At 62.4% G+C, this 22,963-nt stretch carries 15 protein-coding genes and 1 pseudogene; 2 read left to right on the forward strand and 14 right to left on the reverse strand.

Going from position 1 to position 22,963, the window contains the following annotated elements; genetic code table 11:
- Positions 1–12: 12 nt before the first annotated feature.
- From epd to WE862_RS21310, 7 genes are all read right to left on the reverse strand, one after another.
- Positions 13–1,023 carry an erythrose-4-phosphate dehydrogenase gene (epd, locus tag WE862_RS21280; RefSeq protein ID WP_042029692.1) on the reverse strand — a complete coding sequence of 337 codons (1,011 nt, stop codon included), beginning with the start codon at positions 1,021–1,023 and terminating at the stop codon, positions 13–15.
- An 80-nt stretch (positions 1,024–1,103) separates the two neighbouring features.
- Positions 1,104–2,033 (reverse strand): ROK family protein, encoded by a 930-nt coding sequence (locus WE862_RS21285; RefSeq protein WP_042029689.1) that lies wholly within the window; start codon positions 2,031–2,033, stop codon positions 1,104–1,106.
- 112 nt (positions 2,034–2,145) lie between these two features.
- Positions 2,146–3,213: a uroporphyrinogen decarboxylase gene (hemE, locus tag WE862_RS21290; protein ID WP_042029688.1), complete on the reverse strand. Its 1,068-nt coding sequence runs from the start codon at positions 3,211–3,213 to the stop codon at positions 2,146–2,148.
- Positions 3,214–3,393: 180 nt separating this feature from the next.
- On the reverse strand, positions 3,394–4,173 hold the full coding sequence (gene nudC, locus WE862_RS21295) for an NAD(+) diphosphatase (RefSeq protein WP_042029687.1): 780 nt from the start codon (positions 4,171–4,173) through the stop codon (positions 3,394–3,396).
- Between the two features lie 245 nt (positions 4,174–4,418).
- The gene (gene putA / locus WE862_RS21300) at positions 4,419–7,583 is read right to left on the reverse strand and encodes a bifunctional proline dehydrogenase/L-glutamate gamma-semialdehyde dehydrogenase PutA (protein WP_042029684.1); all 3,165 of its coding nucleotides are present in this window, start codon (positions 7,581–7,583) and stop codon (positions 4,419–4,421) included.
- A 333-nt stretch (positions 7,584–7,916) separates the two neighbouring features.
- Positions 7,917–8,522 carry a TIGR04211 family SH3 domain-containing protein gene (locus tag WE862_RS21305; RefSeq protein WP_042029683.1) on the reverse strand — a complete coding sequence of 202 codons (606 nt, stop codon included), beginning with the start codon at positions 8,520–8,522 and terminating at the stop codon, positions 7,917–7,919.
- Between the two features lie 152 nt (positions 8,523–8,674).
- Positions 8,675–9,493, reverse strand: a complete 819-nt coding sequence (locus tag WE862_RS21310) for a potassium channel family protein (protein ID WP_339058679.1) — start codon at positions 9,491–9,493, stop codon at positions 8,675–8,677.
- 32 nt (positions 9,494–9,525) lie between these two features.
- On the opposite strand from WE862_RS21310, the gene WE862_RS21315 reads away from it, so the two are divergent.
- Both WE862_RS21315 and glnE read left to right on the forward strand, forming a co-directional pair.
- Complete coding sequence (locus WE862_RS21315; RefSeq protein ID WP_042029681.1) at positions 9,526–10,776, forward strand: methyl-accepting chemotaxis protein; 1,251 nt, start codon at positions 9,526–9,528, stop codon at positions 10,774–10,776.
- A 176-nt stretch (positions 10,777–10,952) separates the two neighbouring features.
- Positions 10,953–13,826, forward strand: a pseudogene (glnE, locus tag WE862_RS21320) (bifunctional [glutamate--ammonia ligase]-adenylyl-L-tyrosine phosphorylase/[glutamate--ammonia-ligase] adenylyltransferase).
- A gap of 88 nt (positions 13,827–13,914) precedes the next feature.
- Here the strand turns inward: glnE and WE862_RS21325 are convergent.
- The 7 genes from WE862_RS21325 to WE862_RS21355 form a co-directional block, all read right to left on the reverse strand.
- On the reverse strand, positions 13,915–14,445 hold the full coding sequence (locus WE862_RS21325; protein ID WP_042029679.1) for a GNAT family N-acetyltransferase: 531 nt from the start codon (positions 14,443–14,445) through the stop codon (positions 13,915–13,917).
- A 95-nt stretch (positions 14,446–14,540) separates the two neighbouring features.
- The gene (locus WE862_RS21330) at positions 14,541–16,742 is read right to left on the reverse strand and encodes a glycoside hydrolase (RefSeq protein WP_042029677.1); all 2,202 of its coding nucleotides are present in this window, start codon (positions 16,740–16,742) and stop codon (positions 14,541–14,543) included.
- Positions 16,743–16,979: 237 nt separating this feature from the next.
- Complete coding sequence (locus tag WE862_RS21335; RefSeq protein ID WP_225628332.1) at positions 16,980–17,744, reverse strand: DUF2861 family protein; 765 nt, start codon at positions 17,742–17,744, stop codon at positions 16,980–16,982.
- A gap of 65 nt (positions 17,745–17,809) precedes the next feature.
- Positions 17,810–18,457: a response regulator transcription factor gene (locus WE862_RS21340; RefSeq protein ID WP_042029674.1), complete on the reverse strand. Its 648-nt coding sequence runs from the start codon at positions 18,455–18,457 to the stop codon at positions 17,810–17,812.
- Positions 18,454–19,836, reverse strand: a complete 1,383-nt coding sequence (locus WE862_RS21345; RefSeq protein ID WP_042029673.1) for a DUF3404 domain-containing protein — start codon at positions 19,834–19,836, stop codon at positions 18,454–18,456. Before WE862_RS21345 ends, WE862_RS21340 begins: the two co-directional genes overlap by 4 nt.
- 145 nt (positions 19,837–19,981) lie before the next feature.
- On the reverse strand, positions 19,982–22,144 hold the full coding sequence (locus WE862_RS21350) for an AsmA family protein (RefSeq protein ID WP_042029672.1): 2,163 nt from the start codon (positions 22,142–22,144) through the stop codon (positions 19,982–19,984).
- A gap of 132 nt (positions 22,145–22,276) precedes the next feature.
- Positions 22,277–22,783 carry an NUDIX domain-containing protein gene (locus WE862_RS21355; protein ID WP_042029670.1) on the reverse strand — a complete coding sequence of 169 codons (507 nt, stop codon included), beginning with the start codon at positions 22,781–22,783 and terminating at the stop codon, positions 22,277–22,279.
- Positions 22,784–22,963: the final 180 nt, after the last annotated feature.

A 22,963-nucleotide genomic window follows, 5' to 3' on the forward strand; every position in this document is an offset into this window, starting at 1 on the left:
CCCGGGGCAGGCTCAGCCTGCAACCATCATGGCCCGGGTGGTATCCAGCATCCGGTTTGCGAAGCCCCATTCGTTATCGCACCACATCAACATCTTGACGAGGTTGGCATCGCTCACTCGGGTCTGGGTACCATCAATGATGCATGAGTGCGCATCATGATTGAAGTCTACGGAGACCAGCGGTTCTTCCGTGTAATCCAGAATACCGTGTAATGTACCTCTGGATGCCCGTTGCAGGGCTTGATTTACGTCACTAACTGTCACTTTTTTACGAACAGTAATACTCAGATCCATCGCTGTTACATTGATGGTCGGCACCCGCACCGCGATCGCCTCGAACTTGCCGGCGAAGTGGGGCAGGATACGCTCTAGCCCCTTTGCCAGCTTGGTATCCACCGGAATGATGGACTGACTGGCTGCGCGGGTTCGGCGCAAGTCACTGTGGTAGGCATCGATGACTTGCTGATCGTGCATGGCCGAATGAATTGTCGTAATAGTACCACAATTTATCTCGAATTCTCGATGCAATGTTTCAATCACCGGCACCACGCAGTTGGTGGTACAGGAGGCGTTGGAGACGATCCGCTCGCGCCCTGTCAGCACCTGATGATTGACCCCGTAGACGATGGTTGCGTCCACATCCGCTTCGGCCGGATGAGAGAACAGTACCTTGCCCGCCCCCGCCGCCAGATGCAGCTCGGCATCGGCCCGCGAGCCGAATACCCCGGTGCAATCCAGCACCACATCCACCCCCAGCGCACGCCACGGCAAGTTCGACGGATCCCGCTCGGCAAACAGGGAGATGAGATCCTCCCCCACCAGCATGCTGTTGCCAGCCAGCTGCACCGGATAGTGAAAACGGCCGTGGCTGGTATCGAAGCGGGTCAGGTGTACCATGGCTTCGGGAGCCGCCAGCTCGTTGATGGCGACGATCTTGATGGTCTTGTCGCGCCCGCTCTCGTAGAGGGCACGCAGTACATTGCGGCCGATCCGTCCGTAACCGTTGATGGCAATCTTGATCATCTGGCAGCCAGTTCCTTACCACAGATTTGTTAGCGCATGGGCTATAGAAAAGAGCAGCCGGCCGGCTGCCCGGGCCCGGCTCACGACAGCAGGGCATCCTTGAATTCACCGCGGGCCAGCAGTGCCGCCCCGAACACCCCGGCACTGTCACCAAGGGCTGGAGCAATAATGGGGGCACTGAAACGGGGATTAAAGAGGAAGGGCAAAATAGTCTGCCGTCCCACGCTGTAGAGGCTCTGCACGTTGCCGACCCCGCCGCCGATGACAATAACATCCGGGTCGAGAATGTTGACCACGTTGGCCAGCGCCTGGCCAAACAGCAGATGCAGCCGATCGATGGTGAGCTTGGCGATGTGATCGTGGGCGGTGGCAGCCGCGATTTGCGCCAGCGAGAGGCGACGTTTGGCCTTGGCCTCGTACCATGCCTCCAGCGCCGGGCCGCTGATCAGGGTCTCGACGCAGCCGTGCTTGCCACAGTAGCACTCGGGGCCGTCGGGGGAGAGCACGTTGTGGCCCCACTCACCGGCAATGCCGTGATGACCGTTGAGAATGCGGCCGTTGATGACGATGCCGGAGCCGACCCCGGTGCCCATGATGATGCCGAACACCACTTTCGCATCGGGATGGTGCTGGCGCACCGCACCCAGATGGGTTTCTGCCAGTGCGAAGCAGTTGGCATCGTTGGCGATCAGCACCGGCACGCCGAGCCGGCGCTCCAGATCCTCCTTGAACGGCTTGCCGTTGAGCTCGGTGGTGTTGCAGTTTTTCATCAGGCCGGTCTGCGGATCCCGCGCCCCCGGCGTGCCCATGCCGATGACGGTCGGGCGCTGGCCAATCTTCTCGGCGCACTCAGCTACCAGCCTGGCGATCTGGCCGATCATGTGGTCATAACCGCCGGCACGCTCGGTGGGGATGCGGTGGCGCAGCAGCACCTCGTCGCCATCCAGCACCACGCATTCACACTTGGTACCGCCAAGATCGATACCCCAATCCAGTGACTTGCTGCTCATCTTGCCTCCTGCACGGCCGCCACGCGCTCGTCGTCGCGGCGCCATTTTTTAATGTAAAACGGGGCCTTGCGGCCCCGAATATCAAACAAACTCTTCTTCTCTCGCCCCGGCCTTAGCGGCCGTGGTACTGGGCGGAGAGCTCGTGTACCGCGTTGACGAACACGCCAGCGTGTTCCGGGTTCACATCCTGATGGATGCCGTGGCCGAGGTTGAAGACGTGGCCATTGCCGTGACCGAAACCGGCCAGAATGGAGGCGACCTCTTCACGGATGCGAGCCGGAGTGGCGTAGAGCATGGAGGGATCCATGTTGCCCTGCAGCGCCACCTTGTCGCCGACCCGACGCTTGGCGTCGGCGATGTCGGTGGTCCAGTCCAGACCCAGCGCATCGCAACCGGTGGCGGCGATCTGCTCCAGCCACTGGCCGCCGTTCTTGGTAAACAGGGTGACCGGCACGCGGCGACCGTCGTGCTCGCGGATCAGACCATCGACAATCTTGTGCATGTACTGCAGGGAGAAGTCGCGGTAATCGCGCGGGGTGAGCACGCCGCCCCAGGTGTCGAACACCATGACAGCCTGGGCACCCGCCTTGATCTGGGCGTTGAGATAGCTAATTACGCTGTCGGCCAGCTTGTCGAGCAGCAGGTGCAGGGTCATGGGCTCTGCGTACATCATCTGCTTGATCTTGGTGAACGCCTTGGAGCTGCCCCCCTCCACCATGTAGGTGGCCAGGGTCCATGGGCTGCCGGAGAAGCCGATGAGCGGCACTTCGCCCTTCAGCTCGCGGCGGATGGTGCGCACTGCGTTCATCACGTAGCCCAGCTCATCTTCCGGATCCGGAATGGGCAGCGCCTGCACGTCGGCCATGGAGGTGATCGGGCGCTCGAAGCGCGGGCCTTCACCCTGCTCGAAGTAGAGACCCAGCCCCATGGCATCGGGCACGGTGAGGATGTCGGAGAAGAGGATGGCGGCATCGAGCGGGTAGCGGCGCAGCGGCTGCAGGGTGACTTCACAGGCCAGCTCGGCATTGCGGCACAGGGACATGAAATCCCCCGCCTGGGCGCGAGTCGCCTTGTATTCCGGCAGATAGCGCCCTGCCTGGCGCATCATCCATACCGGCGTCATGTCTACATCCTGACGCAGCAAAGCGCGCAGGTATCGATCGTTCTTCAGCTCTTTCATCCCAGTTCCTGAATTCATATCACGCATAAAATGGCGGTCATAATACCACTTTGCCCAGTCAAGCGGACTGCCCAAAACGTGGCAAATGGGTGATCGGTTGCAAAGATGTGAAGGGGCGCAAACCAGAGCGCCCCGTTTTTATAAAGAAGTGCAAAAAGGTTGGCGAAAAGATAAGCGCCGTTACCCCTCGCCAGCCAGTGACAACTCGATCAGCCGCCGGGCAATGGTGCCGTGGGGCGGCAAGCGCGGCAGCCGGTCGGCGGCAAAGAAAGCGGCAGCCACCAGTTCGTCATCCTGTACCCTGATCTCGCCGCTCTCGTAGTCGGCGGTAAAGCCCATCATCAGGCTGTGGGGGAAGGGCCAGGGCTGACTCGCCACATAGCGCACATTGCGCACCCGGATGCCGCTCTCCTCGAACACCTCCCGTGCCACGCACTGCTCGAGGTTCTCCCCCGCCTCCACGAAGCCGGCCAGCACGGTATACATGGGATCATCCGCCTGATAGTGACGGCGATGGGCCGCCAGCAGGATCTCCGGCCCCTTGCGCACCGCCACTATGATGCAGGGGGAGATGCGCGGATAGACGCTGTGCCCCTGCTGGCACACCTGCGCCCACTCCCCCGCCTTCGGGGTCATGGGGGCGCCGCACTCGCCGCAAAAACGGTGGGTGCGGCGGAAAGTGGCGAGCTGCCAGGCTCGGCCCGCGAGGCGAAAGCCCTCCTCGTCCCCCGCCACCATCAGCTGGCGTAGCGGACTCATGGCGCTCGTGTCGGCCTCATCACCCAGATCCAGCAGATAGCAGGGTAGCCCCTGCCACTCATCAAAACGCTCGAAACGGGCACCGGCCAGCGCTGCGGGCAGGCACGCCTTCACGCCGCTGGGCACCTGACCCGCCTCATCGAGCAGGATTTGATGGTCACCCGCCACGACAAACCAGCGGGCTTGTTCAGTTAATGACATCGGATAAACACTCTCGTTAAGTCAGATTAAACAACGCCACGGTCACCGCAGGCTGCAATAAGGGCAAAATAGCGCGAATGGGCCCCATCTTACGACTGGCAAGCGCCACTGACGACCCCGCCGCCACAACAAAATCGCCTCCGATCTTCGCCCCGCCGGGGCCAAAACCGGCGAGCAAGAGGAGCACATCAACAAAGAGGCCGCCCGAAGGCGGCCTGCTGTCAGTCGTTCTCTCGCTGCGCCGATCAGGCATCGCCCATCGCCAGCAGGGAGGCGTTGCCGCCCACCGCCGTGGTGTTGATGGTGCGGGTCTTCTCGGTAACAAAACGGCTCAGGTAGTGCGGGCCACCCGCCTTGGGGCCGGTGCCGGAAAGCCCCTGGCCGCCGAACGGCTGCACCCCGACCATGGCGCCGATCTGGTTGCGGTTGATGTAGACGTTGCCCACGTTGATGCGGCTCGCCAGCTCCTCGGCGTGGGATTCATTGCGGCTGTGGATCCCGAGCGTCAGGCCGTAGCCGGTGCCGTTGATGTCGCTGATCACCTTGTCCAGATCCCGGGTGGCGTAGCGCACCACGTGCAGGATGGGGCCGAACTGCTCCTTGGCCAGCTCGCGGATGGAGCCGATCTCCAGCGCGGTCGGCTGGACAAAGTGCCCTTCCATGGTCGCGGCCGGCATCGGCGCCTGGGCAATCAGGCGAGCGCGGGGCATCATGTAGGCGAGGTGCGCATCGAGACCGGCCTTGGCATCGGCGTCGATGACCGGGCCTACGTCGGTGTTGTGCTCAGCCGGGTTGCCCACTTTCAGCTCCTGCATGGCGCCGGTGAGGATCTCCAGCACCCGCTCGGCGATCTCCTCCTGCAGATAGAGCACCCGCAGGGCCGAGCAGCGCTGACCGGCGCTCTGGAAGGCGGCGCTCACCACGTCGCGCACCACCTGCTCCGGCAGGGCGGTGGAATCGACGATCATGGCGTTCTGGCCGCCGGTCTCGGCGATGAGCGGCAGGATGGCGCCATCGCGCTGGGCCAGAGTCATGTTGATGAGCTTGGCGGTCTCGGTGGAGCCGGTGAAGCAGACGCCGCCGATGCGCGGATCCGCTGTCAACTTGGCGCCGACGGTGGCGCCGTCACCGGGCAGCAGTTGCAGCACGTCGCCCGGAATACCGGCCTGATGGGCCAGCGTCACCGCCAGATGGGCGATAAGGCCGGTCTGCTCGGCAGGTTTGGCGATGACGGTGTTGCCGGTGGCCAGCGCAGCGGCGATTTGGCCGAGGAAGATCGCCAGCGGGAAGTTCCACGGGCTGATGCAGACAAACACCCCACGCCCCTGCAGGAACAGCTCGTTCTGCTCGCCGGTGTAACCGGGCAGCAGGGTCGCCTGCCCCATCAGGCCGCGCGCCTGCACCGCGTAGTAGCGGCAGAAATCGACCGCTTCACGCACCTCGTCGATGCCATCTTGCAGCAGCTTGCCCGCCTCGCGGGTACAGAGGGAGACAAACTGCTCGCGGTTCGCTTCCAGCAGATCCGCCAGCTTCTCCAGCGCGGCGGCACGCTCGCTCACCGGGGTTTCACGCCAGCGCGGGAAGGCAGCGTGGGCAGATGCCAAGGCCTGCTCCACCGCCTGCTCGTCGGCCCAGTGGATCTTGCCGACGGTGAGGCTCACATCCTGCGGGCTCAGCACGGTGCGTGCCTCGCTGCGCTTGAGGGTCTCGCCATCGACGATGGGGCCTGCCAGCCACTGCTTGCTCTCCAGCTCTTTCAAGCGGGCGAAGAAGGGGCGCTGGATGGAGAGGATGTTCATGTTGACGCCGCTGGAGTTCTTGCGGTCGCTGAAGAGGTTCACCGGCTGCGGAATGCGGTCGTTGGCAAAGCCGGAGTAGCGCTTGAGGGTGCGCAGCGGATGCTCGGCCAGCGAGTCCACCGGGGTATTGGGATCCACCAGCTTGTGAACGAAGGAGGTGTTGGCCCCGTTCTCCAGCAGGCGGCGCACCAGATAGGGCAGCAAGTCCTTGTGGGCGCCGACCGGCGCGTAGATGCGGCAGTGCAGGCCGGGATTGTCGCTCAGCACCGCGTTGTGCAGCTCCTCGCCCATGCCGTGCAGGCGCTGGAATTCAAACTGGCGATCACCGGCCATCTCCAGAATGCTGACCACGGTATTGGCGTTGTGGGTGGCGAACTGGGGAGCGATAAAGCCGCGGGTCGGCTCGCTCAGCAGGTAACGGGCGCAGGCGAGGTAGGAGATATCGGTGCCCGCCTTGCGGGTAAAGAGCGGATAGCCGGGCAGGCCCGCCTGCTGTGCATATTTCAGTTCGCTGTCCCAGTAGGCGCCTTTTACCAGTCGCACCGGAATGAGGTCACCCTGCTCGCGGGCCAGCGCGGTGAGCCAGCAGAGTACCGGCAGCGCGCGCTTGGAGTAGGCCTGTACCACCATGCCGAGCTTGCCCCAGCCACGGTTGGCATCGGAGCGGTAGAGCTGTTCGAACAAGTCCAGCGACAGCTCGAGGCGGTCCATCTCCTCGGCATCGATGCTGATGGCCACATCCTTGTCGCGGGCCAGACGTACCAGCCCCACCAGCCGCTCGCACATCTCGCCGAGCACCCGCTCGCGGTTGGCCACGTCATAGCGCGGATGGAGCGCCGAAAGCTTGATGGAGATGGAGGGAGCCGGGCCGCCGTCGCTGATGCGTTCGTTGCCCACCGCCTCGATGGCGTTGCGGTAATCGGTCAGATACTTGTCGGCATCCTGCATGGTCAGTGCCGATTCACCCAGCATGTCGTAGGTGTGGGTATAACCCAGCTCGCGGGATTTACGGCTCGCCTTGAGCGCCTCTTTCATGTCGCGCCCCAGTACGAACTGCTTGCCCATGATCTTCATGGCGGCGTACATGGCGGAGCGCACCACCGGCTCGCCCAGCTTGTTGACCATGCGCCCCAGCAGGTTGGCCGGGTTGCCGTCGAGCTTCTTGTCCAGCTTGATGATCTTGCCGGTCAGCATCAGCCCCCAGGTGGAGGCGTTGACCAGGGTGGAATCACTCTTGCGGAAATGAGATGACCAGTTGGCGCCGGAGAGCTTGTCCTTGATCAGGGCGTCGGCGGTCTCGGCATCGGGAATCCGCAGCAGCGCCTCGGCCAGACACATCAGGATGATCCCCTCCTGGGTATCCAGGCTGTACTCCTGCAGGAAGGCGTCGATACCGTCACCGGAGCCGCTCTCCTTGCGCACCTTGGTCACCAGAGTACGGGCACGCTGGGTCACCTGCTCCAGCGAGGCGCCATCCCCCGGCAGCATGGCCGACAGTTCGGCCAGATAGGCATTTTCATCCACCACGTAGTTCTGGGTGATGGCTTCGCGCAGGGCGGCCAGATCGGAGGGGATATAGTCAGCGGCAAGCACTTGAGTAGCTTTGAACATATGGGGTCTTCCTGTACGCCCTAAGGCTGATATCGACAAAGGCGGTCGCGCCGCCGAAACGCCGACAATGTATACAATATCCTCCCCTATATGAAATGAATTTGTTGCCAATCTTTAACAAAAATCACTAATTCACCCTATTCATTCCCTTTTGAAGCCAGCCCGCCAATAAACATGAGGGTCATCTGACTTCATTTTGTATACGATCTGCCACCGCCCGCCCTGTCGCAAAGCAGCCACGCATCCCGCCCAATAGCGGATGTCCCCAATGCGCCCAAAAAAAGAAGGGCCGCCACGGCGACCCTTCTCATCCATTCAGTCAGCCAGAGGCTGTCAGTTCATCCAGCGATCGCCACGGCTGCGACGGCGGGGCAGCATGGGCAACAGAATGCCAAGCAGGATACCGGCACCAACCATGGCACCACCACGGATGAACCAGTCCATCTGCATGTCGTGCTCCTGGTTGTCGTAGCTCTGGGTCAGGGCATCATTCTGCTCTTTGAGATTGTTCATCTCTTCACCCTGGCTGGCCAGCTGGGCCTTGAGGGCGGCAATCTCCTTGCTCTGGGCAGCGATCTGGCCATCCTTCTCGGCGAAGCGTTTCTCGTTGTCGCCGTTGAGGTTTTGCAGGCGGGCCTTGAGCTCATCACGCTCCTTTTCTACCTGCGGCAGCTGCTCGCGCAGGCTGATCTGGCTCTGCAGTTCGCTGCTTTTGATCCATCCATCACGGCCGCGACCGTCCACCACCTGAGTGAAACCGGCCTCGCCGTTCACCGCCTTCACCTCCAGCGGTTCACCAGCCTTGACGCTACCGAGGATCCGGTACTGGGTACCCGGACCATTGTGGATAAAGGTAAAGATGTTGTCTGAAACATAACGGGTATCGGCCAGTGCCTGTTGGGCACACAAGCAGATAAGAATCCCGAGAAGGGCGCGCATGGTTGATCGATTCTCTTTTTCAGGTTTGGACAAGAGGTTGAATGTTAAGCCGCCAGCAGGTTAAAGGACAAGCAAAGAAAAAGCACCTCCCCCGCTCTGTCACAACCGATAGCTGGGAGCTGGCTCGCAACTTGCGCTCCCGTGCGACAACCTTACTTCTTCTTGAGCTCGCGCACCTCGTCGCGCAGCGCCCGCAACTCGCGCAGCAGCTGCTCCTGCTGGTTGTTGTAGTGGTGACGCCACTTGTCGGTTTCGCTCTCCTTGGCCGGCTGCAAAAAGATGCTGGCCATGAAACCGCTGATGGCACCAAACAGGCCAACCCCGAACAGGATCAACAGGCTGGCGACAAAGCGCCCCTCCTCGGTTTTGGGCACCAGATCGCCATAGCCCACGGTCGACAGGGTCACCAGCGTCCACCAGAACGCATCGTAGGGTGTCTCAATCTGGCTGCCGGGCTGGCCCGACTCAATCCAGTACATGACGCCGGAGCCCACCCCCAGCAGCAGGAAGAAGAGGAACAGAATGCCGGAGAGGGTGGTCTCGTTGCGCTCGCGGCGGAACATGAACCAGAGATCCGGGTGCTCCTTAAACAGTTGATAGACCCGCCACAGCTGGAGCAGACGGGCCCAGCGCAGCTGCTCCACCATCGGCAAGCTGCCCGGCAGATAGATCCAGTTGGCCATGAAAAAGGCCTTGCGATCGGGCGCCCTGAGCCAGCCATAGGCGAAGTGGGCGATGAAGAAGTAGCAGATCAGACTGTCGAGGTCATAGAAGAGCTGCAGGGTCTGGGGGGTCAGTGTCTGATGGCCCCACCAGCGGGCTGTTACCAGTAACACCGAGACTATCGACAGAAATGCCATCAGCAAATCCATCGCCCGCAAGTGAGTTAAGTGATGCCGCATACATTTTCCAACTTTAAACACAGTGCAAATTAATAAAAGAGAAGATAATGCCGATAGCCTTGAGGGCAAAGGAAAAAGCGATTTTCAAAGGAGATTTTACGATGCAGTTGAACCTGCTGGAGAAGCGGATGAGCAACATTCGGCTGGTGCCGAAAGTGGTGTTGCTGATGGTGATCAGTACCATTTTGCTACTGACCAAACTCTGGTTTGATGCCAACAATCTGGAGGCCACCCTGCTCACCGAGGGGCTGGATCCGGAGAAAGCCAACACCATTGCCGACCGCCTGCTCTGGAGCGGCCTGATGGAGACCACCATCATGGGGCTGCTGTTCGTGATCCTGCTGATGACCGGCTCCCGTCTGATGGTCAAGCAGGTGCACTATCTGGTGGATCTGCTGGAGCGTTTCGCCAAGCGGGATCTCAGCCACAAGGTGTTGCTCCGCTCCCGCGACGAGTTCGGTGACATCGCCAAGGCTGTCTCCCACTCGCAGGAGAATCTGAAAGCGGTCTTTGGCAGCCAGCGCGCCGCCTGCAAGGAGCTCAACGACATCGCCTCCCAGGTGACCCTCTGCATGGAGGAGGCCAACGAGGCGATCAGCGAAGAGTTCGCCCAGATTGAGCAGCTGGCCAGCGCCATGAGCCAGATGGTCGGCGCCATTCGCGAGGTGGCTTCTCACGCCGATCAGGCCTCCCAGGCCACTGCCGAGACCAGCCAGCTGGCCGAAGCGGGGAGCCGCTGCGTGGCCGAGACCGTCAATACCATCGACACCCTCTCCGGCAACATCCAGCGCTCCGCCAACGTGGTCAACGAGGTGGAGCACGGGGTCGAGCGAATCGGCTCGGTAGTCGACACCATTCGCGGCATCTCGGAGCAGACCAACCTGCTGGCGCTCAACGCCGCCATCGAGGCCGCCCGCGCCGGTGAAGCGGGTCGCGGCTTTGCCGTGGTGGCCTCCGAAGTGCGCGAGCTGGCCAACCGCGCCCAGGCCGCCACCGTCGAGATCCAGAAGATGATCGAGCAGTTGCAGGGCAATGCCCGTCAGGCTGGCGAGCTGATGGCCCAGAGCGTGCAACAGGCCGACAAGGGGGTTGCCCAGGTGACCCAGGCGGGCGATCAGCTCGCCACCATAGTGGAGCGGGTACAGGGCGTGGCCGACATGAACCGCCACATCGCCGCCGCTTCCGATCAGCAGAGCTCGGTGGCCGAGGAGATGCGCGGCAATCTGGAGCAGGTCAAGCAGATCGCCGAAGGCTCCGTCGTGGTGCTGCGCGAACTGCAGGAGGCCTCGGTACTGGTGGAGCAGCACAGCCAGGAGCTGGATGGCCAGATCCAGTCCTTCAAGCTGGCGTGACCACAGTGAATAGACAGAAAGGCCCTGCGGGGCCTTTTTTCATATCACCACCAGCAGCCCATTTTTCTTGCCGGATCATGCTTCTCACCCTTGCGCTGTGACGCGGGGGCCTGACAGTGCTAGATTGGCAGCCAGCTTTTAATCCGGCAGTTTCGTTAATCACAAGGACGGCAACCGTGGCCCAGCACTCTCCCTCTTTCTCCGCCTTCTCCCCCCTGCTGCAGGATCTGGCCCAGCGCCAGTGGCAACGGCTGACTGAACTGGCCCCCGACTATGGCAACCAGCCCGAGCCGGTGCGCCAGACCCTGCTGACCCTGCTCGGCCTCTCCGATTTTGTCGCCGACTCTCTCTTCAAACAGCCGGAGTTGCTGACCGAACTGCTCGCCTCCGGAGATCTGGAGCGCTCCGAGCGGTGGCCCGCCTACCAGAGTGACCTCACCTCCCTGCTCGCCGAAGTAAGCGATGAAGAGGCCCTCAAGCGTATCCTGCGCCAGTTCCGCCGCAGCCGCATGCTGGTGATCGCCTGGCGCGAGCTGCTGGGCCATGCGGCGGTGGAAGAGAGCTTTATCCACCTCACCAAGCTGGCGGATGCCCTCATCTGCTCTGCCCGCGACTGGCTCTACGCCAAACAGTGCGGCGAGCTGGGCACCCCGATGGATGGCAATGGCAACCCGCAACCGCTGCTGATCCTCGGCATGGGCAAGCTCGGCGGTGGCGAGCTCAACTTCTCCTCGGATATTGACCTTGTCTTCACCTTCCCCGAAAACGGCTACACGGTTGGCGGGCGGCGCGAACTCGCCAACCAGCAGTTCTTTATCAAGCTGGGCCAGCGCATCATCAACGCCCTCCACCAGCCCACCCAGGATGGTCAGGTGTTCCGGGTTGATATGCGCTTACGCCCCTTTGGCGATGCGGGGCCGCTCGCCATCTCCTTTGCCGCCATGGAGGATTACTACCAGCACCACGGTCGCAACTGGGAGCGCTACGCCATGGTCAAGGCGCGGGTACTGGGGCCCCAGAGCGAGCACGCGGTCGAGCTGGCCGAGATGCTGCGCCCCTTCGTGTTTCGCCGCTATATCGACTTCGGCGTCATCGACGGCCTGCGCCAGATGAAGGCGATGATCGCCGCCGAGGTACGCCGCAAGGGACTGGAGGGCAACATCAAGCTGGGGGCTGGCGGTATTCGCGAAGTGGAGTTTATCGCCCAGGCGCTGCAACTCATTCGCGGCGGTCGTGAACCGGCGCTGCGGGTGCGCCACCTGCCCGAAGCGCTGGCCGCCATCGCCCAATGTGGCGCCCTCGAATCTGCCCATTGCGATCGCCTGCTGGCGGCTTATCGCTTTCTGCGTCGGGTCGAGAACATATTGCAGGAGATCGGCGATCAGCAGACTCAGACCCTGCCCACCGAGGAGCGGGATCGCCAGCGGCTGATCGCCGCTCTCGGTTTTGCCGACTGGGGCGCCTTTATGGCTCATCTGGATGAGGAGATGGCCGCAGTCCATCAGGAGTTCGCCGCCGTGGTGGGGGAAGAGAAAGAGGCACCCGCCCATCTGGAGCAGCTCTGGCTCGATCTGTGGCGCACCGAGCTCGACGCCGCCGAGCTGGAAAAACTGCTGACCGCGCAGGGGGTGGCCGAACCCGCCCCGCTCTGCACCGCCCTGCTACGTTTCAAGGAGGAGTACAAGCGCCGTCAGGTGGGGCCGCAGGGGCGCATCGCGCTGGACTGGCTGATGCCGGAGCTGCTGCGGCTGGTGGTCGCCAGTGAGCAACCCGCCCGCCTGTTCGAGCGGGTATGCGAGCTGCTGACCCGCATCTTCACCCGCAGCGCCTATCTGCAACTGCTGGCGGAGAACCCGGGCGCCCTGCGTCAGCTGGTGCGGTTGTGCGATGCCAGCCATCTGGTGAGCGAGCAGCTGGCCCGCTACCCCATCCTGCTGGACGAACTGCTCGATCCCCAGCACCTCTACCACCCCACCCCGCTCGATCAGTACAAGCCCCAGCTACGCCAGTTCCTGCTGCGCATCCCCGAAGAGGATGTGGAGCAGCAGATGGAAGCGCTGCGCCAGTTCAAGCAGGTGCAGCTGCTGCGCATCGTGGCGGCCGACATCGCCGGCGCCCTGCCGCTGATGAAGGTGAGCGACCACCTCACCTGGCTGGCGGAGGCGATCACCGAGGAGGTGGTCAATCAGGCATGGGCCCAGATGAGCGAGCGCTACGGGGTGCCGCCCGAGGTGGCAACCAGCGGCCAGCGCGGCTTTGCGGTGGTGGCCTATGGCAAGCTGGGCGGCATCGAGCTCGGTTACGGCTCGGATCTCGATCTGGTGTTCCTGCACGGCGGTGACCCCAACAGCTACACCGATGGGCGCAAACCCATCGACAGCCGCCAGTTCTACCTGCGTCTGGCACAGCGGATCCTGCACCTGTTCAGCACCCGCACTCCCTCCGGCATCCTCTACGAGATCGATATGCGGCTGCGCCCCTCCGGTGACTCCGGCCTGCTGGTCTCGTCGCTGTCGGCCTACGAGCAGTACCAGCAAAACGAGGCGTGAACCTGGGAACATCAGGCGCTGGTGCGGGCTCGCCCCATCTATGGCGATGATGCCATCGTTGCCGAGTTTGCCCGCATCCGCCGCGCTGTGCTGGCCAGGGAGCGGGATCTGCCGACCCTGGCCCGCGAGGTGCGCGAGATGCGCCACAAGATGCGGGATCACCTGCTCAAAGCCGGTGCCGGCGATTTCGACCTCAAGCAGTCACCCGGCGGCATGGTGGATATCGAGTTTATCGCCCAGTATCTGGTGCTGGCCCACGCCTGCGGCGAGCCCGATGCCCTCACCCGCTGGTCCGATAACGTGCGCATCTTCGATGAGTGCGTCATGGCGGGGGTGCTGACGCTGGAGCAGGCGGAGGGGCTAAAACAGGCCTATCTGGAGATCCGCAACCTCGGCCATCGCCTCAACCTCTCGGAGATCTCCCGCAAGGTGAGCGACGATCAGCTGCAGAGTGAGCGCAGCCATGTGCTCGCCGTCTGGCACACCCTGCTGGGGGAGTAATTCCCGCCAGCGGCAATGAAAAGGGGCCCGCCTGAATTGCTTCAGGCGGGCCCTTCTCTTATCGGTAAAACAGCATTCTTGCGGCTGCTCAGCCGTGATCCATCACCGTCTCCACCAGCATGCTGTTGAAACGCTGATAGGCCTCTTCCTCAAGGAGCCCCGGATAGCTCAACACCCGCAGCGCATGACCTTGATAGTCAGGATGATAGGGTGGGTGGAGATGGGCATAATCGTTGAGACAAAAGCCCAGCCCCTGATAGAAGCGCAGACGGCGAATGGCAATCTCATCCTCTGGCGGATCGATCTCGAGAATGACGGTTTTGCCTGCCCGCTCGCGAAATTCGGCCAGCAGGCGGCTGCCGTAGTTGCGGCCGCGCAGCGCCGGATTGATGGCCAGATGTTCGATATAGATCTGCTCGCCACAAGCCCACCAGAAGATGAAACCGAGCAGCAGGCCGTCCTGATAAAAGATTTGGCAGTGATAGCGAGGATCCCGCATCTTCTGTGGCTGATGCTGTGACTGGCGCTGCTCGTAGCGGGGAAAACTCTCGCCATAGATCTGCCAGACCAGCGGCCACGCCGGATGGTTTGCCTCTCTAATCACTTCACTCTCAATCATCAGAACTACCTCTCATTTATTTTGCAGAACGTTCATCTATACATGAAAAGTTCTGCCACAGCATCCTCTGATGAAATAAAAGCCAGAACGCCCGATTAGCGGGCGCCATCCGGTTGCGAGACAAACTGCTGCTGGCTGCCATCTGGCAGCAGCGCCAGCACGCTTTGAGCGGCCAGTTTGATCCCTGCCAGCTCGGTGGCCGGGCCGAAGTTGGCAATCAGTCGAGTGCCATCGGCAAACTCGCTCTGCTGCACCACGCCTCGTTTATCGAGCCAGCGAAAACCGGTGAGGGGCTGGTTGTAGAGCCGCTCATGCAGTGGGCGGAAGAAGGTATCGAGCCCCTTGAGGTAGGGAATGCGCGCGCTGGCGCTATCCAGACTGAGGTTGAGCAGCGGCGGCACGTTGTAGAGCTGCTGCAACAGTTCGGTCACCTGACGGCTCTCCCTGAATTTGAGGCTGTCCATCGTCCAGTGATGGGTGGTCACTATGCTGTCGTGAAAGACGCTCTGGAACAGTGGCAACCGCAGCGCCGGATCGAAGTAGAGCCCCTGATACTCAGGTTTTAGATGGCTCTGGCGAAAGAAGAACGCGGGCTGATAGTCGGGATACCAGGCTCCCAGATAGTAGGGAGAGCGCTTGTTGCGGCGCATATCGGGATCCTGCCAGCCAAAGCCGCTGGTCTGGGGGCCGTGGGCAAAGGCCGCGGTGCGGTTGGCAACCGCGCCGCCCTCCTCGGAGCCCACCAGCACACCCTGACTCTTGGCAATCCACGCCATCCCTGCCATCCGGTTGTCCGCATCCTGCGCCTGACTGGTTGGCTTGGCTGGGTCGAAGTCGTCAAACACCATGCCGGTCGCAGCCACATCAAGGAACCAGCTGTTGTAGTGGCTCGCCTGCTGCAATTTTGGCACTCGCTGCTCCATCACCGGGCGCACACAGGCCTGATTGGTGTAGACACCGCTATTTTGAAAGCCGCTCTTGCGCCGTCCATTCTCCAACATGATGCCGCAGCGCAGGTAGCTATCCTGCCCCATCTGGGCGGTGAGCCAGCTCTGCTGGCGATTCCCCTCCGGCAGCGCGGTATCGTAAGAGTCGTAAGGTGCGATGAGATAGCCCGCCTGTTTGGCAAGCGCTATCCCCTCTGGCGCAGCAAAACCAGCCGTCCACTGGGGCAGACCCAGCCAGAGTTTGGGTAGTCCAGCCTGCTTGAGAGCAGCGATCATCTTGGCCGAGCTGCCATCCCCCCAGCTCTGTGGCTCGTTGAGCGCAGCACCCAGTTGCGTGGCCGCCAGCATGCGCCGGGCGGCGAAATCGGCCGGTTGCTGACCCGGATGGCGCAGCACCAGCGCCTGCTCAACTCCGGTCAGCACCCGGTTTTGCAGATAGCGGCTGCGCTCAAGATCGGGCGCTTGCAGCGCCGTTTTGCTCTCCCCCTTGAGCCAGTCGGCGGGGATCAGGCGACGCAGTGCGGGCCAACTCTTCACATCCTGTGGCACCAGCAGTCGCTCGCCCCAGAGGTAGAGGTGAGAGGCGCCGATCAGCCGCTTGCCATCCTTTACTGCCGCCAGCTTGCTCTCGAGCGAGACCAGCTCGCCCCGCTCCTGCAGCCAGTTGCGATAGACCTTGGCCGCCGCCAGCCAGTCGTTGCCCGGCTGCAGCGACACCACCACCTCATAGGGGTCGGCCAGATTGAGGCGATTGACGCTATGGGCCGCCGTCAGGGCAATACCATCTTTCCCGGGCGTAAAAGTGAGCCGGTTGTTGAAGGGGTTGGCAAAGAGGATCGCCAGCTGCTGATCGCCGTGATCCAGCCCGACCAGCGGCAGGGTAAGATCCTCGGTGGTGTTGATCCCCTGATACTCTTGCGCCAGCGCCTGGCGCCACGCGGGATGCTCAACCGGGATGCGAAAACCCTCGTGGATCGGCAGCATCAGCGCCTGCGCCCCTGCCGGCACTCGCGGCCATACCAAGTCGCCTGCACTCGCACGACTCAGGGTGAGGATCAGGCGATTGCCCTCGAGGCGGGCCGAGGCTCGCACCTCGCCATCGGCACGGGTCAGCCAGCTGGCACGCTCCCCCTCCTGCTGCAGCGTGGTGACCGGTTGGCGCGGGCCGGGGACAGAGATGGCAAGGTGCTGGCCCGAGGGTAGGATAGCCTCGGCAGCCAGGGTGGCGGGATCCAGCTCGATGCGCCACTGATCGTTGGCCAGAGTCAACGCCTCGGCAGGCAAGGAGAACAGCGGCGCTAACAGCAACAGCGGGCGGATCCGGCTCGTTAGCACGGGCAGAAAAGTCATGGTCGGTGATTCCTGATAAAAACGGGAGCCGCCATTGCAGCAGATCGGCTGGCCTGGATTGTCAGGGCAATGTCAGGATTAAGCACAGAGCAGAGGCGGAGAGTCCTCCCAGCCATTTCGCATTTAGTAGCCACCACCATCCACCGGGCAATTGTTGCAAATAACATCAGAAAAAAGTGAAAGTCATTGCACCAGCGAAACAATCTTTGCCAGAAGCAGAGACCCAATCCCCCGGCATCACTCCACCGGCCCCGCCTGACTGTGACTTAGCTGCAACACCAGCTGGCCGCGCTGGCTGGTTTGCACCAGCGAGAGGGTGCGCCAGCTGTCGGGCGTGGCGGCAGGCCAATCCACCTTGCCATCCAGAGGCAGGCGGTTCCACCACAGCAGGGAGTATTGCGGGCGGGCCAGCACAGCCTGATCGAGCCAGAGCGGCGAACAAGAAGCGGGATTGGCGGGAGGATTGGCCACCGCCTGCGGCGAGCGGGAGAGCCAGTCCAGATCCTGCACCGCAGGCAGCGGCAACGCTACCTGCCACGCTTTGCCCGCCACCGCCAGCCGCAGCTGATAGAGCCCGGCAGGTAAAGGCGTTGGTAGATCGGCCCCGACAACCCTGACTCCGGTGTTCTCTTCCGCCTCCCACTGGGCGCCAGCCAGCCGGTCACGGCCAGCGGGATCGATAAGTTCAGCGGCGGTGATGGCCCCCTCCCCGGTCAGCTGCACCCGATAGTCCCGCAGCAGCGGCGCATCGCGCTGGATCAGCTCAAGGCGCAGCTCGCTCACCCCATCAGGCAGAGTCAGCGGGAAATCCTTGCCGCAGTGCTGGGCACTCAGCGCAGCCAGCATCCCCTGCCAGCTACGGCGCTCGGCATCGCTGTTGAGGGCAGGCCATGCCTGCTGCAAAGATTGCCAGGCGTGCCGGTTATCTCCCTGCAACAGCGCCAAGGTAGCCGGTTGCAGCGGGTCGGCGCGTTCGGTTTCCAGGAGGCGATCGGTTGCCATCACGCAGCTTGCGTTTAGCAAGCCGACGCTTAGAGCCAACAGCAGTCCAGCCCGCGTTGCATGCATTACGTTGGCACCTCCAGCCGGTAGCCGATGCCGCGCACCGTCTCGATGGTCAGTCCGGGCAGCTTCTGGCGCAGTTGCAGAATATGGGTATCAACCGTGCGGGTGGAGGGAAACGCCTGATAGCCCCACACCCGGTTGAGGATCTCCTCCCGGCTCAGCACCCGCCCCGCCATCCGCACCAGCAGGGTGAGCAGGGCAAACTCGGTGGGGGTAAAGCTCACCTCCGCATCCTGCCAGCTCGCCTGCATCCGGGCGGGATGAAGCTGCAAGCCGCCTACCGCCTGAGTGCCATCCCCCAGCTGACGCAGCTGGGCCCGGATCCGCGCCAGCAGCTCGTCATGGGAGAAGGGCTTGGTCAGGTAGTCGCGCGCCCCTGCATCGAGCCCGGCCACCCGATCGCTCACCTCCACCCTTGCGGTGAGCACGATCACCGGCAGCGCCTTGCGCGCCAGCCACAGGGGCAACCTGTCGAGGGCATCCCCCTCCGGCATGGTGCGATCCAGCAGCACCAGATCCGCCGCCAGCCACTGCTGCTCCACCGCAGCCAGAGTGTCGCACCAGAGGCAACGATACCCTTCGCGGGTCAGATAGCGTTGCAGGTTCTCCGCCAGCAGCGCCTCGTCTTCGACAAGCAGAATGGTCTTCATGATTCGGGGTCGCTCCAGAGTTGGCAGGGCAGCGTCAGGGTGAAGGTGGTGGGCGGGCCGGAAAGGGTGAGGCGCCCGCCAAGACGACGCAGCAGATGGCGCACGATGGCAAGCCCCAACCCCAAACCATCGGCACGGGCACCGCGGCGCAGCAGGGTGGCGAGCCGGTAATTTGGCAGCTCGCCACCATCGCTGACTGCGAGGTTCAAACGCCCCGCCTGCCAGCTGGCACAGATCCGAACCGGCGCGCGGCCATGCTGGCTGGCGTTGCGCAGCAGGTTGTCGAGGGCGAGATCGAGCCAGTAGAAGGGGAGCGCCAGAGTCATCTCCCGCTCAAGGCAGAAGGTGGCGTCATGCCGCTCGCAAGCCAGGGTGAGCCACTCGGTGAGACTGACCGCCACCCGCTCATCTTCCAGAGTCTCAGCCGCCAGATAGTGGCGACTGGCCTGCGCCAGCTGATGCAGGCGGGCGACACTGCCCAGCAGCTGACCCACGCTCTGCTGGGCGGAAGGGGGCAGTCGGTCGAAATCGTGGCGCAGCTCCTCGCTGATGCCGGAGAGCGCCATGATGGGAGTGCGCAGCTCGTGGGTCAGCATCTGCAATGCGACGCGCCGCTCCCGCAGCAGGCGCCAGCGCTGCCAGCTGGCCCACCCCAGCAGCAGGATGAAACCAAGGGAACTGGCCAGCGCCAACCACTGCCAGCCAAGCGTGGGGCCAGTATTGAAGCAAATACCTCCGACTCGCTCTTCACAAGTACCAGCAGTGCGGCTATCCAGCGTCACGCCAAGCCGCTCGGCCAGCGGCTGCCACTGACCGGCGCCATAACGGCGCCACTGCCCATCGGCAAGCAGCCAGAGCTGACCCGATTGCAGCAACCAACGCTCGCCCCGCAGCAGGGCGTCGAGGTTGTCATCGCCGAGCTCGCCAAGCAGCCCCAGCTGATCACGCCGCTCCCGCACATGGAGCAGAGCGTCGAGCCCGGCCGCCGGATGACCTGCCAGCCAGCGGGCAGCGCTGGAGCCACCCAACGGATAGATGGGGTGAGCGGCAAACCAGCGGGTCGAGGGCACAGCCCTTTGGCCACAAAGCGCCTGCAGTAGTGGCAGCCACTCGGCGGGCAACTCATTCTCTGTCCCGCACTCCTGCTGATAGCGATAGATGGCTTGCAACTGGCGCAGCGGATAATGCTGCCAGGCGGGATGAAGGGAATCGGGGGCAATCAGGCGACGATCGAGCCGCTGCACCTCGTCAAGAGGCAGCGCCTGTTCGGGAGCCTGCCTGGCCAGCTCGCCCGCCAGGCGATCAGCCAGGGGCCCGGCCAGCACGGGATACGCCATGCCGTAGCAGATCAGGGAGCAGAGCAGCAGGATCAGGCGCATGGGTTCAACTCGAGATGACTCCGGATCAAGGCGCAGCAGATCACTGCGCCATAAAAAATGTCAGCGCCATTTTTCAATGGTGCTGACATCCGGTCAACCGCTAACGGCATTGGCGCGGCTCCCGCCAGCCCATATGAACCGCCACCTATTTGAACAATCCCTTGAGCAGCTGGTCAGCCACCCCTTTGACAGCCTCGTTGTCGGCCTTGTCCCCCAACAGCTTCTTGAGGCCCCGTTCGGCCTCCTTGCGGGCCTTATCCTCCAGCAGCTTGTTGTTGCTGAGCAGCGCCTTCACATCGAGCTGATAGCTGGGAGCTTGCCAGTGACCGCCGATCCGCACCGGAATGGTGATCTCTTTGAGCTCGTCCACATCCTTGCCTCCCTGCCCCTTGCTGCTCTCGACGATGGAGGTGAGGAACAGGAAGTCGAGGCTCTCCGGCACCAGCGCCGTCTGCCCCTCACCCTTGACCCGCAGGGCCGGGGCAAAGAGCTGGATGTCGTTGCTGCGGGCAACGCCATCGGCAATCTGGAAGCTGGCGGTCAGGGCGCTGAAGTCAGTCTTGCGCGCCTCCTTCACCTGCTCGGCCCCCTTGCCGCTGAGGGTGGCCCGCGCCTCGCGGATCATCTCCGGCAGGTTGATGCCGTGCAGGGCGCCATCGCTCAGTTTCAAGGTCACCTTGCCCTGCATCCCGTTGCGCAGTGCCAGCGCGGAGAGACCACGGCCCTGCACCTGCACATCGAGATCGCCCTTGCCCTCCAGCAGATCGCTCTGAGCCAGAGTCTGCAACAAGGGACGAATGTTCACTCCGGCCACCTGCTTGCGCACCTTGTAGGTGGCGGGTTGCTGGCGTGCATCGAGTACCCCGTTCGCGTTTACCTGACCGCCTGCCACGGTCGCGCTGAACTGCTTGAGCGTCAGCAGTCCCTTGACCAGAGCCACCTGCAGATCGACTGCGCCAAGATCCAGCCCTTTCAGACGCAGGCTGCCGAGTTGCAGCCGACCATCCAGATCCACCCCCTTGAGCGCCCCCAGATCCGGTTCGATCGCGGAGAGGGCTTCGCTCTTGCCGGTTGCCGCTTTATTGCCACTTACCGCGGTATTGGCAACACCGGCCGCCGGTTTCTCCTCTTTCGCCTGCGCAGGTGTGGTCGGTGCCGATTTGGCGAGCCATTTGTCGAGATCCAGCTTCTCCCCCTTGAGATCGAAGCTGATTGCGGGAACAGCGCCAAGCTGCACGGTTCCATCACCACTCAGTAGCGCCTCATCGGCACTCATTACCAGCTTGCTCAGGGTAATCAACTGCTTGTCGAGCTCGGCACGGGCAAACCCGGCCAGTTTCAGCTTCATCTGCGGGCGTGGCAGGGCATCACCTTCCAGCGCTGCCGTCAGCAGCACATCGGAGAGCTCGGCCAGCTTCATCTCTTTATCGAGCCGTCCCTTGAATGTTCCTTCCAGCGAACCAGCCAGTAAAGCTTGCTGCCCCTCCCCCTTGGCTCCTTTCAGCGCCAACGTGAGGTTGCTCCACTCACCCAAGGCCAGTCGGTCTCCCTTGATAGAGAAACTGTCGAGTCGCAGGGACGGGTCACTCAGGCTGCCACTGAGGCTCAAGTCTTTCAGTTCACTGGCCATCACCTCCTGCGCCAGCTTGATCTGGGTCTGCCCTTTAACATCGAAAGCGAGCTTGTCGGCACTCCCCTTGGCAGCCAGCATCACGGGTACCCACTGACCGGTGGCCAGCTGCCCCATATCGAGATCGAGGCGATCCAGTCGCAGCGACGTGCCGCTGCGATCATCCTGTACCAGCGCACTGGCCTGGGAGAGCGCGACACCCTGCAAGCTGATCTGCCAGGGCTTGCTGTCAGCGGTTGGCGCTGGGGCTGCGGGAGCGACCGGTTCACTTGCATCAGCAGTGGCATCTTTGAGCAGTCCGCTCAGATTGGAGCTGCCATCCGCCTTGGTCTGGATAAAGAGATGGGCGCCACTCAGCCTCACCTTGCCAATCTCCAGACGATGGGAGAGCAGCGGTAACAGGGCCACTGAGGCCTCGCCCTGTTCGAAACGAACCAGATCCGGCTCGGCAAAACCGGCCGGATTGCGCAGAGCAACCTTCTCCAGCGAGAGGCCGAGACTCGGCCAGAAACGCCAGTCAATCTCCCCCGCCATCACCAGTTCACGCCCAGTGCTCTTGCGCACCTGTTCAGCCAGTTGGGGCTTGAATTGATTGGGGTCGATAAGGCTTATCAACGTCACTATGGCCAGCAAGGCCGCCACGGCGATGCCGAGCAAGATGAGAACTATCTTCTTCACGATATGCTCCTTGAATCCGGATCCACTGCTGACTATACCACTCACCGTCTGACGAATGGCGTCTGCGAGACAAAAGCGGACAAGGATGAGACAGGGATGGTCGCTGCCAATCCCCATCGTCATCAGCAGGGATCAGGCTTGCAAAGGGGATTGCTGCAACCGCGCCATAGCTGTGCGCGTCGATTCAAAAGCAAAGCGGGACAAGGGGACATCGCGGATCTTCAGCCACTGACAGGCGGCCACATCGTCAGCCGGCCGGATGACCGGTTTTTCACTCAGCTTGATGGCGAAAAAGGTGTCACAGGTGTGATAGGTGATGCCATCGTAGGGGTAAATATTGGAGAATGAACCGAGATAGGTAAAAGGTTGGGCGCTGACATCGAGCCCCAGCTCCTCCTGCAGCTCGCGCACCAGCGCCCCCTCCAGCGACTCGCCGGGATCGACAAATCCGCCCGGCAGATCCAGCAACCCCTTGCCCGGATTGCCCGCTCTCACCGCAACCAGCACCTCATCCTGCCAGCAAAGCGCCACCATCACAGCCGTCGCCACATTCTGGAAAAAATGAAAACCGCAGCCACAGCGAAACTCTTTGGGGCTGACGCTCTGCAGGGTTTGACCGCCGCATTTTGGACAAAACATGGGCTATCTCCGACGAAATAAAGCGCCATTTTACGCTTTCTGGGCCATTTTTTATGAGTGAAACAGATGGGGATGATTGGAAATTCAAGAGGAGGGGAATAAAACTGGGCAATTATCAGGCGATTTTCTAAATTTCAGGCAATAAAAAACCCCGCTCGATGAGCGGGGTTTCTTGTATTG

The sequence above is a fragment of the Aeromonas jandaei genome, from assembly GCF_037890695.1.
Taxonomy (GTDB): Bacteria; Pseudomonadota; Gammaproteobacteria; order Enterobacterales; family Aeromonadaceae; genus Aeromonas; species Aeromonas jandaei.

Coding starts and splice junctions, on each gene's coding strand:
- epd (WP_042029692.1), bottom strand. CDS start 1,023: ATGATCAAGATTGCCATCAACGGTTACGGACGGATCGGCCGCAATGTA.
- WE862_RS21285 (WP_042029689.1), bottom strand. CDS start 2,033: ATGAGCAGCAAGTCACTGGATTGGGGTATCGATCTTGGCGGTACCAAG.
- hemE (WP_042029688.1), bottom strand. CDS start 3,213: ATGAAAGAGCTGAAGAACGATCGATACCTGCGCGCTTTGCTGCGTCAG.
- nudC (WP_042029687.1), bottom strand. CDS start 4,173: ATGTCATTAACTGAACAAGCCCGCTGGTTTGTCGTGGCGGGTGACCAT.
- putA (WP_042029684.1), bottom strand. CDS start 7,583: ATGTTCAAAGCTACTCAAGTGCTTGCCGCTGACTATATCCCCTCCGAT.
- WE862_RS21305 (WP_042029683.1), bottom strand. CDS start 8,522: ATGCGCGCCCTTCTCGGGATTCTTATCTGCTTGTGTGCCCAACAGGCA.
- WE862_RS21315 (WP_042029681.1), top strand. CDS start 9,526: ATGCAGTTGAACCTGCTGGAGAAGCGGATGAGCAACATTCGGCTGGTG.
- WE862_RS21325 (WP_042029679.1), bottom strand. CDS start 14,445: ATGATTGAGAGTGAAGTGATTAGAGAGGCAAACCATCCGGCGTGGCCG.
- WE862_RS21330 (WP_042029677.1), bottom strand. CDS start 16,742: ATGACTTTTCTGCCCGTGCTAACGAGCCGGATCCGCCCGCTGTTGCTG.
- WE862_RS21335 (WP_225628332.1), bottom strand. CDS start 17,744: ATGGCAACCGATCGCCTCCTGGAAACCGAACGCGCCGACCCGCTGCAA.
- WE862_RS21340 (WP_042029674.1), bottom strand. CDS start 18,457: ATGAAGACCATTCTGCTTGTCGAAGACGAGGCGCTGCTGGCGGAGAAC.
- WE862_RS21345 (WP_042029673.1), bottom strand. CDS start 19,836: ATGCGCCTGATCCTGCTGCTCTGCTCCCTGATCTGCTACGGCATGGCG.
- WE862_RS21355 (WP_042029670.1), bottom strand. CDS start 22,783: ATGTTTTGTCCAAAATGCGGCGGTCAAACCCTGCAGAGCGTCAGCCCC.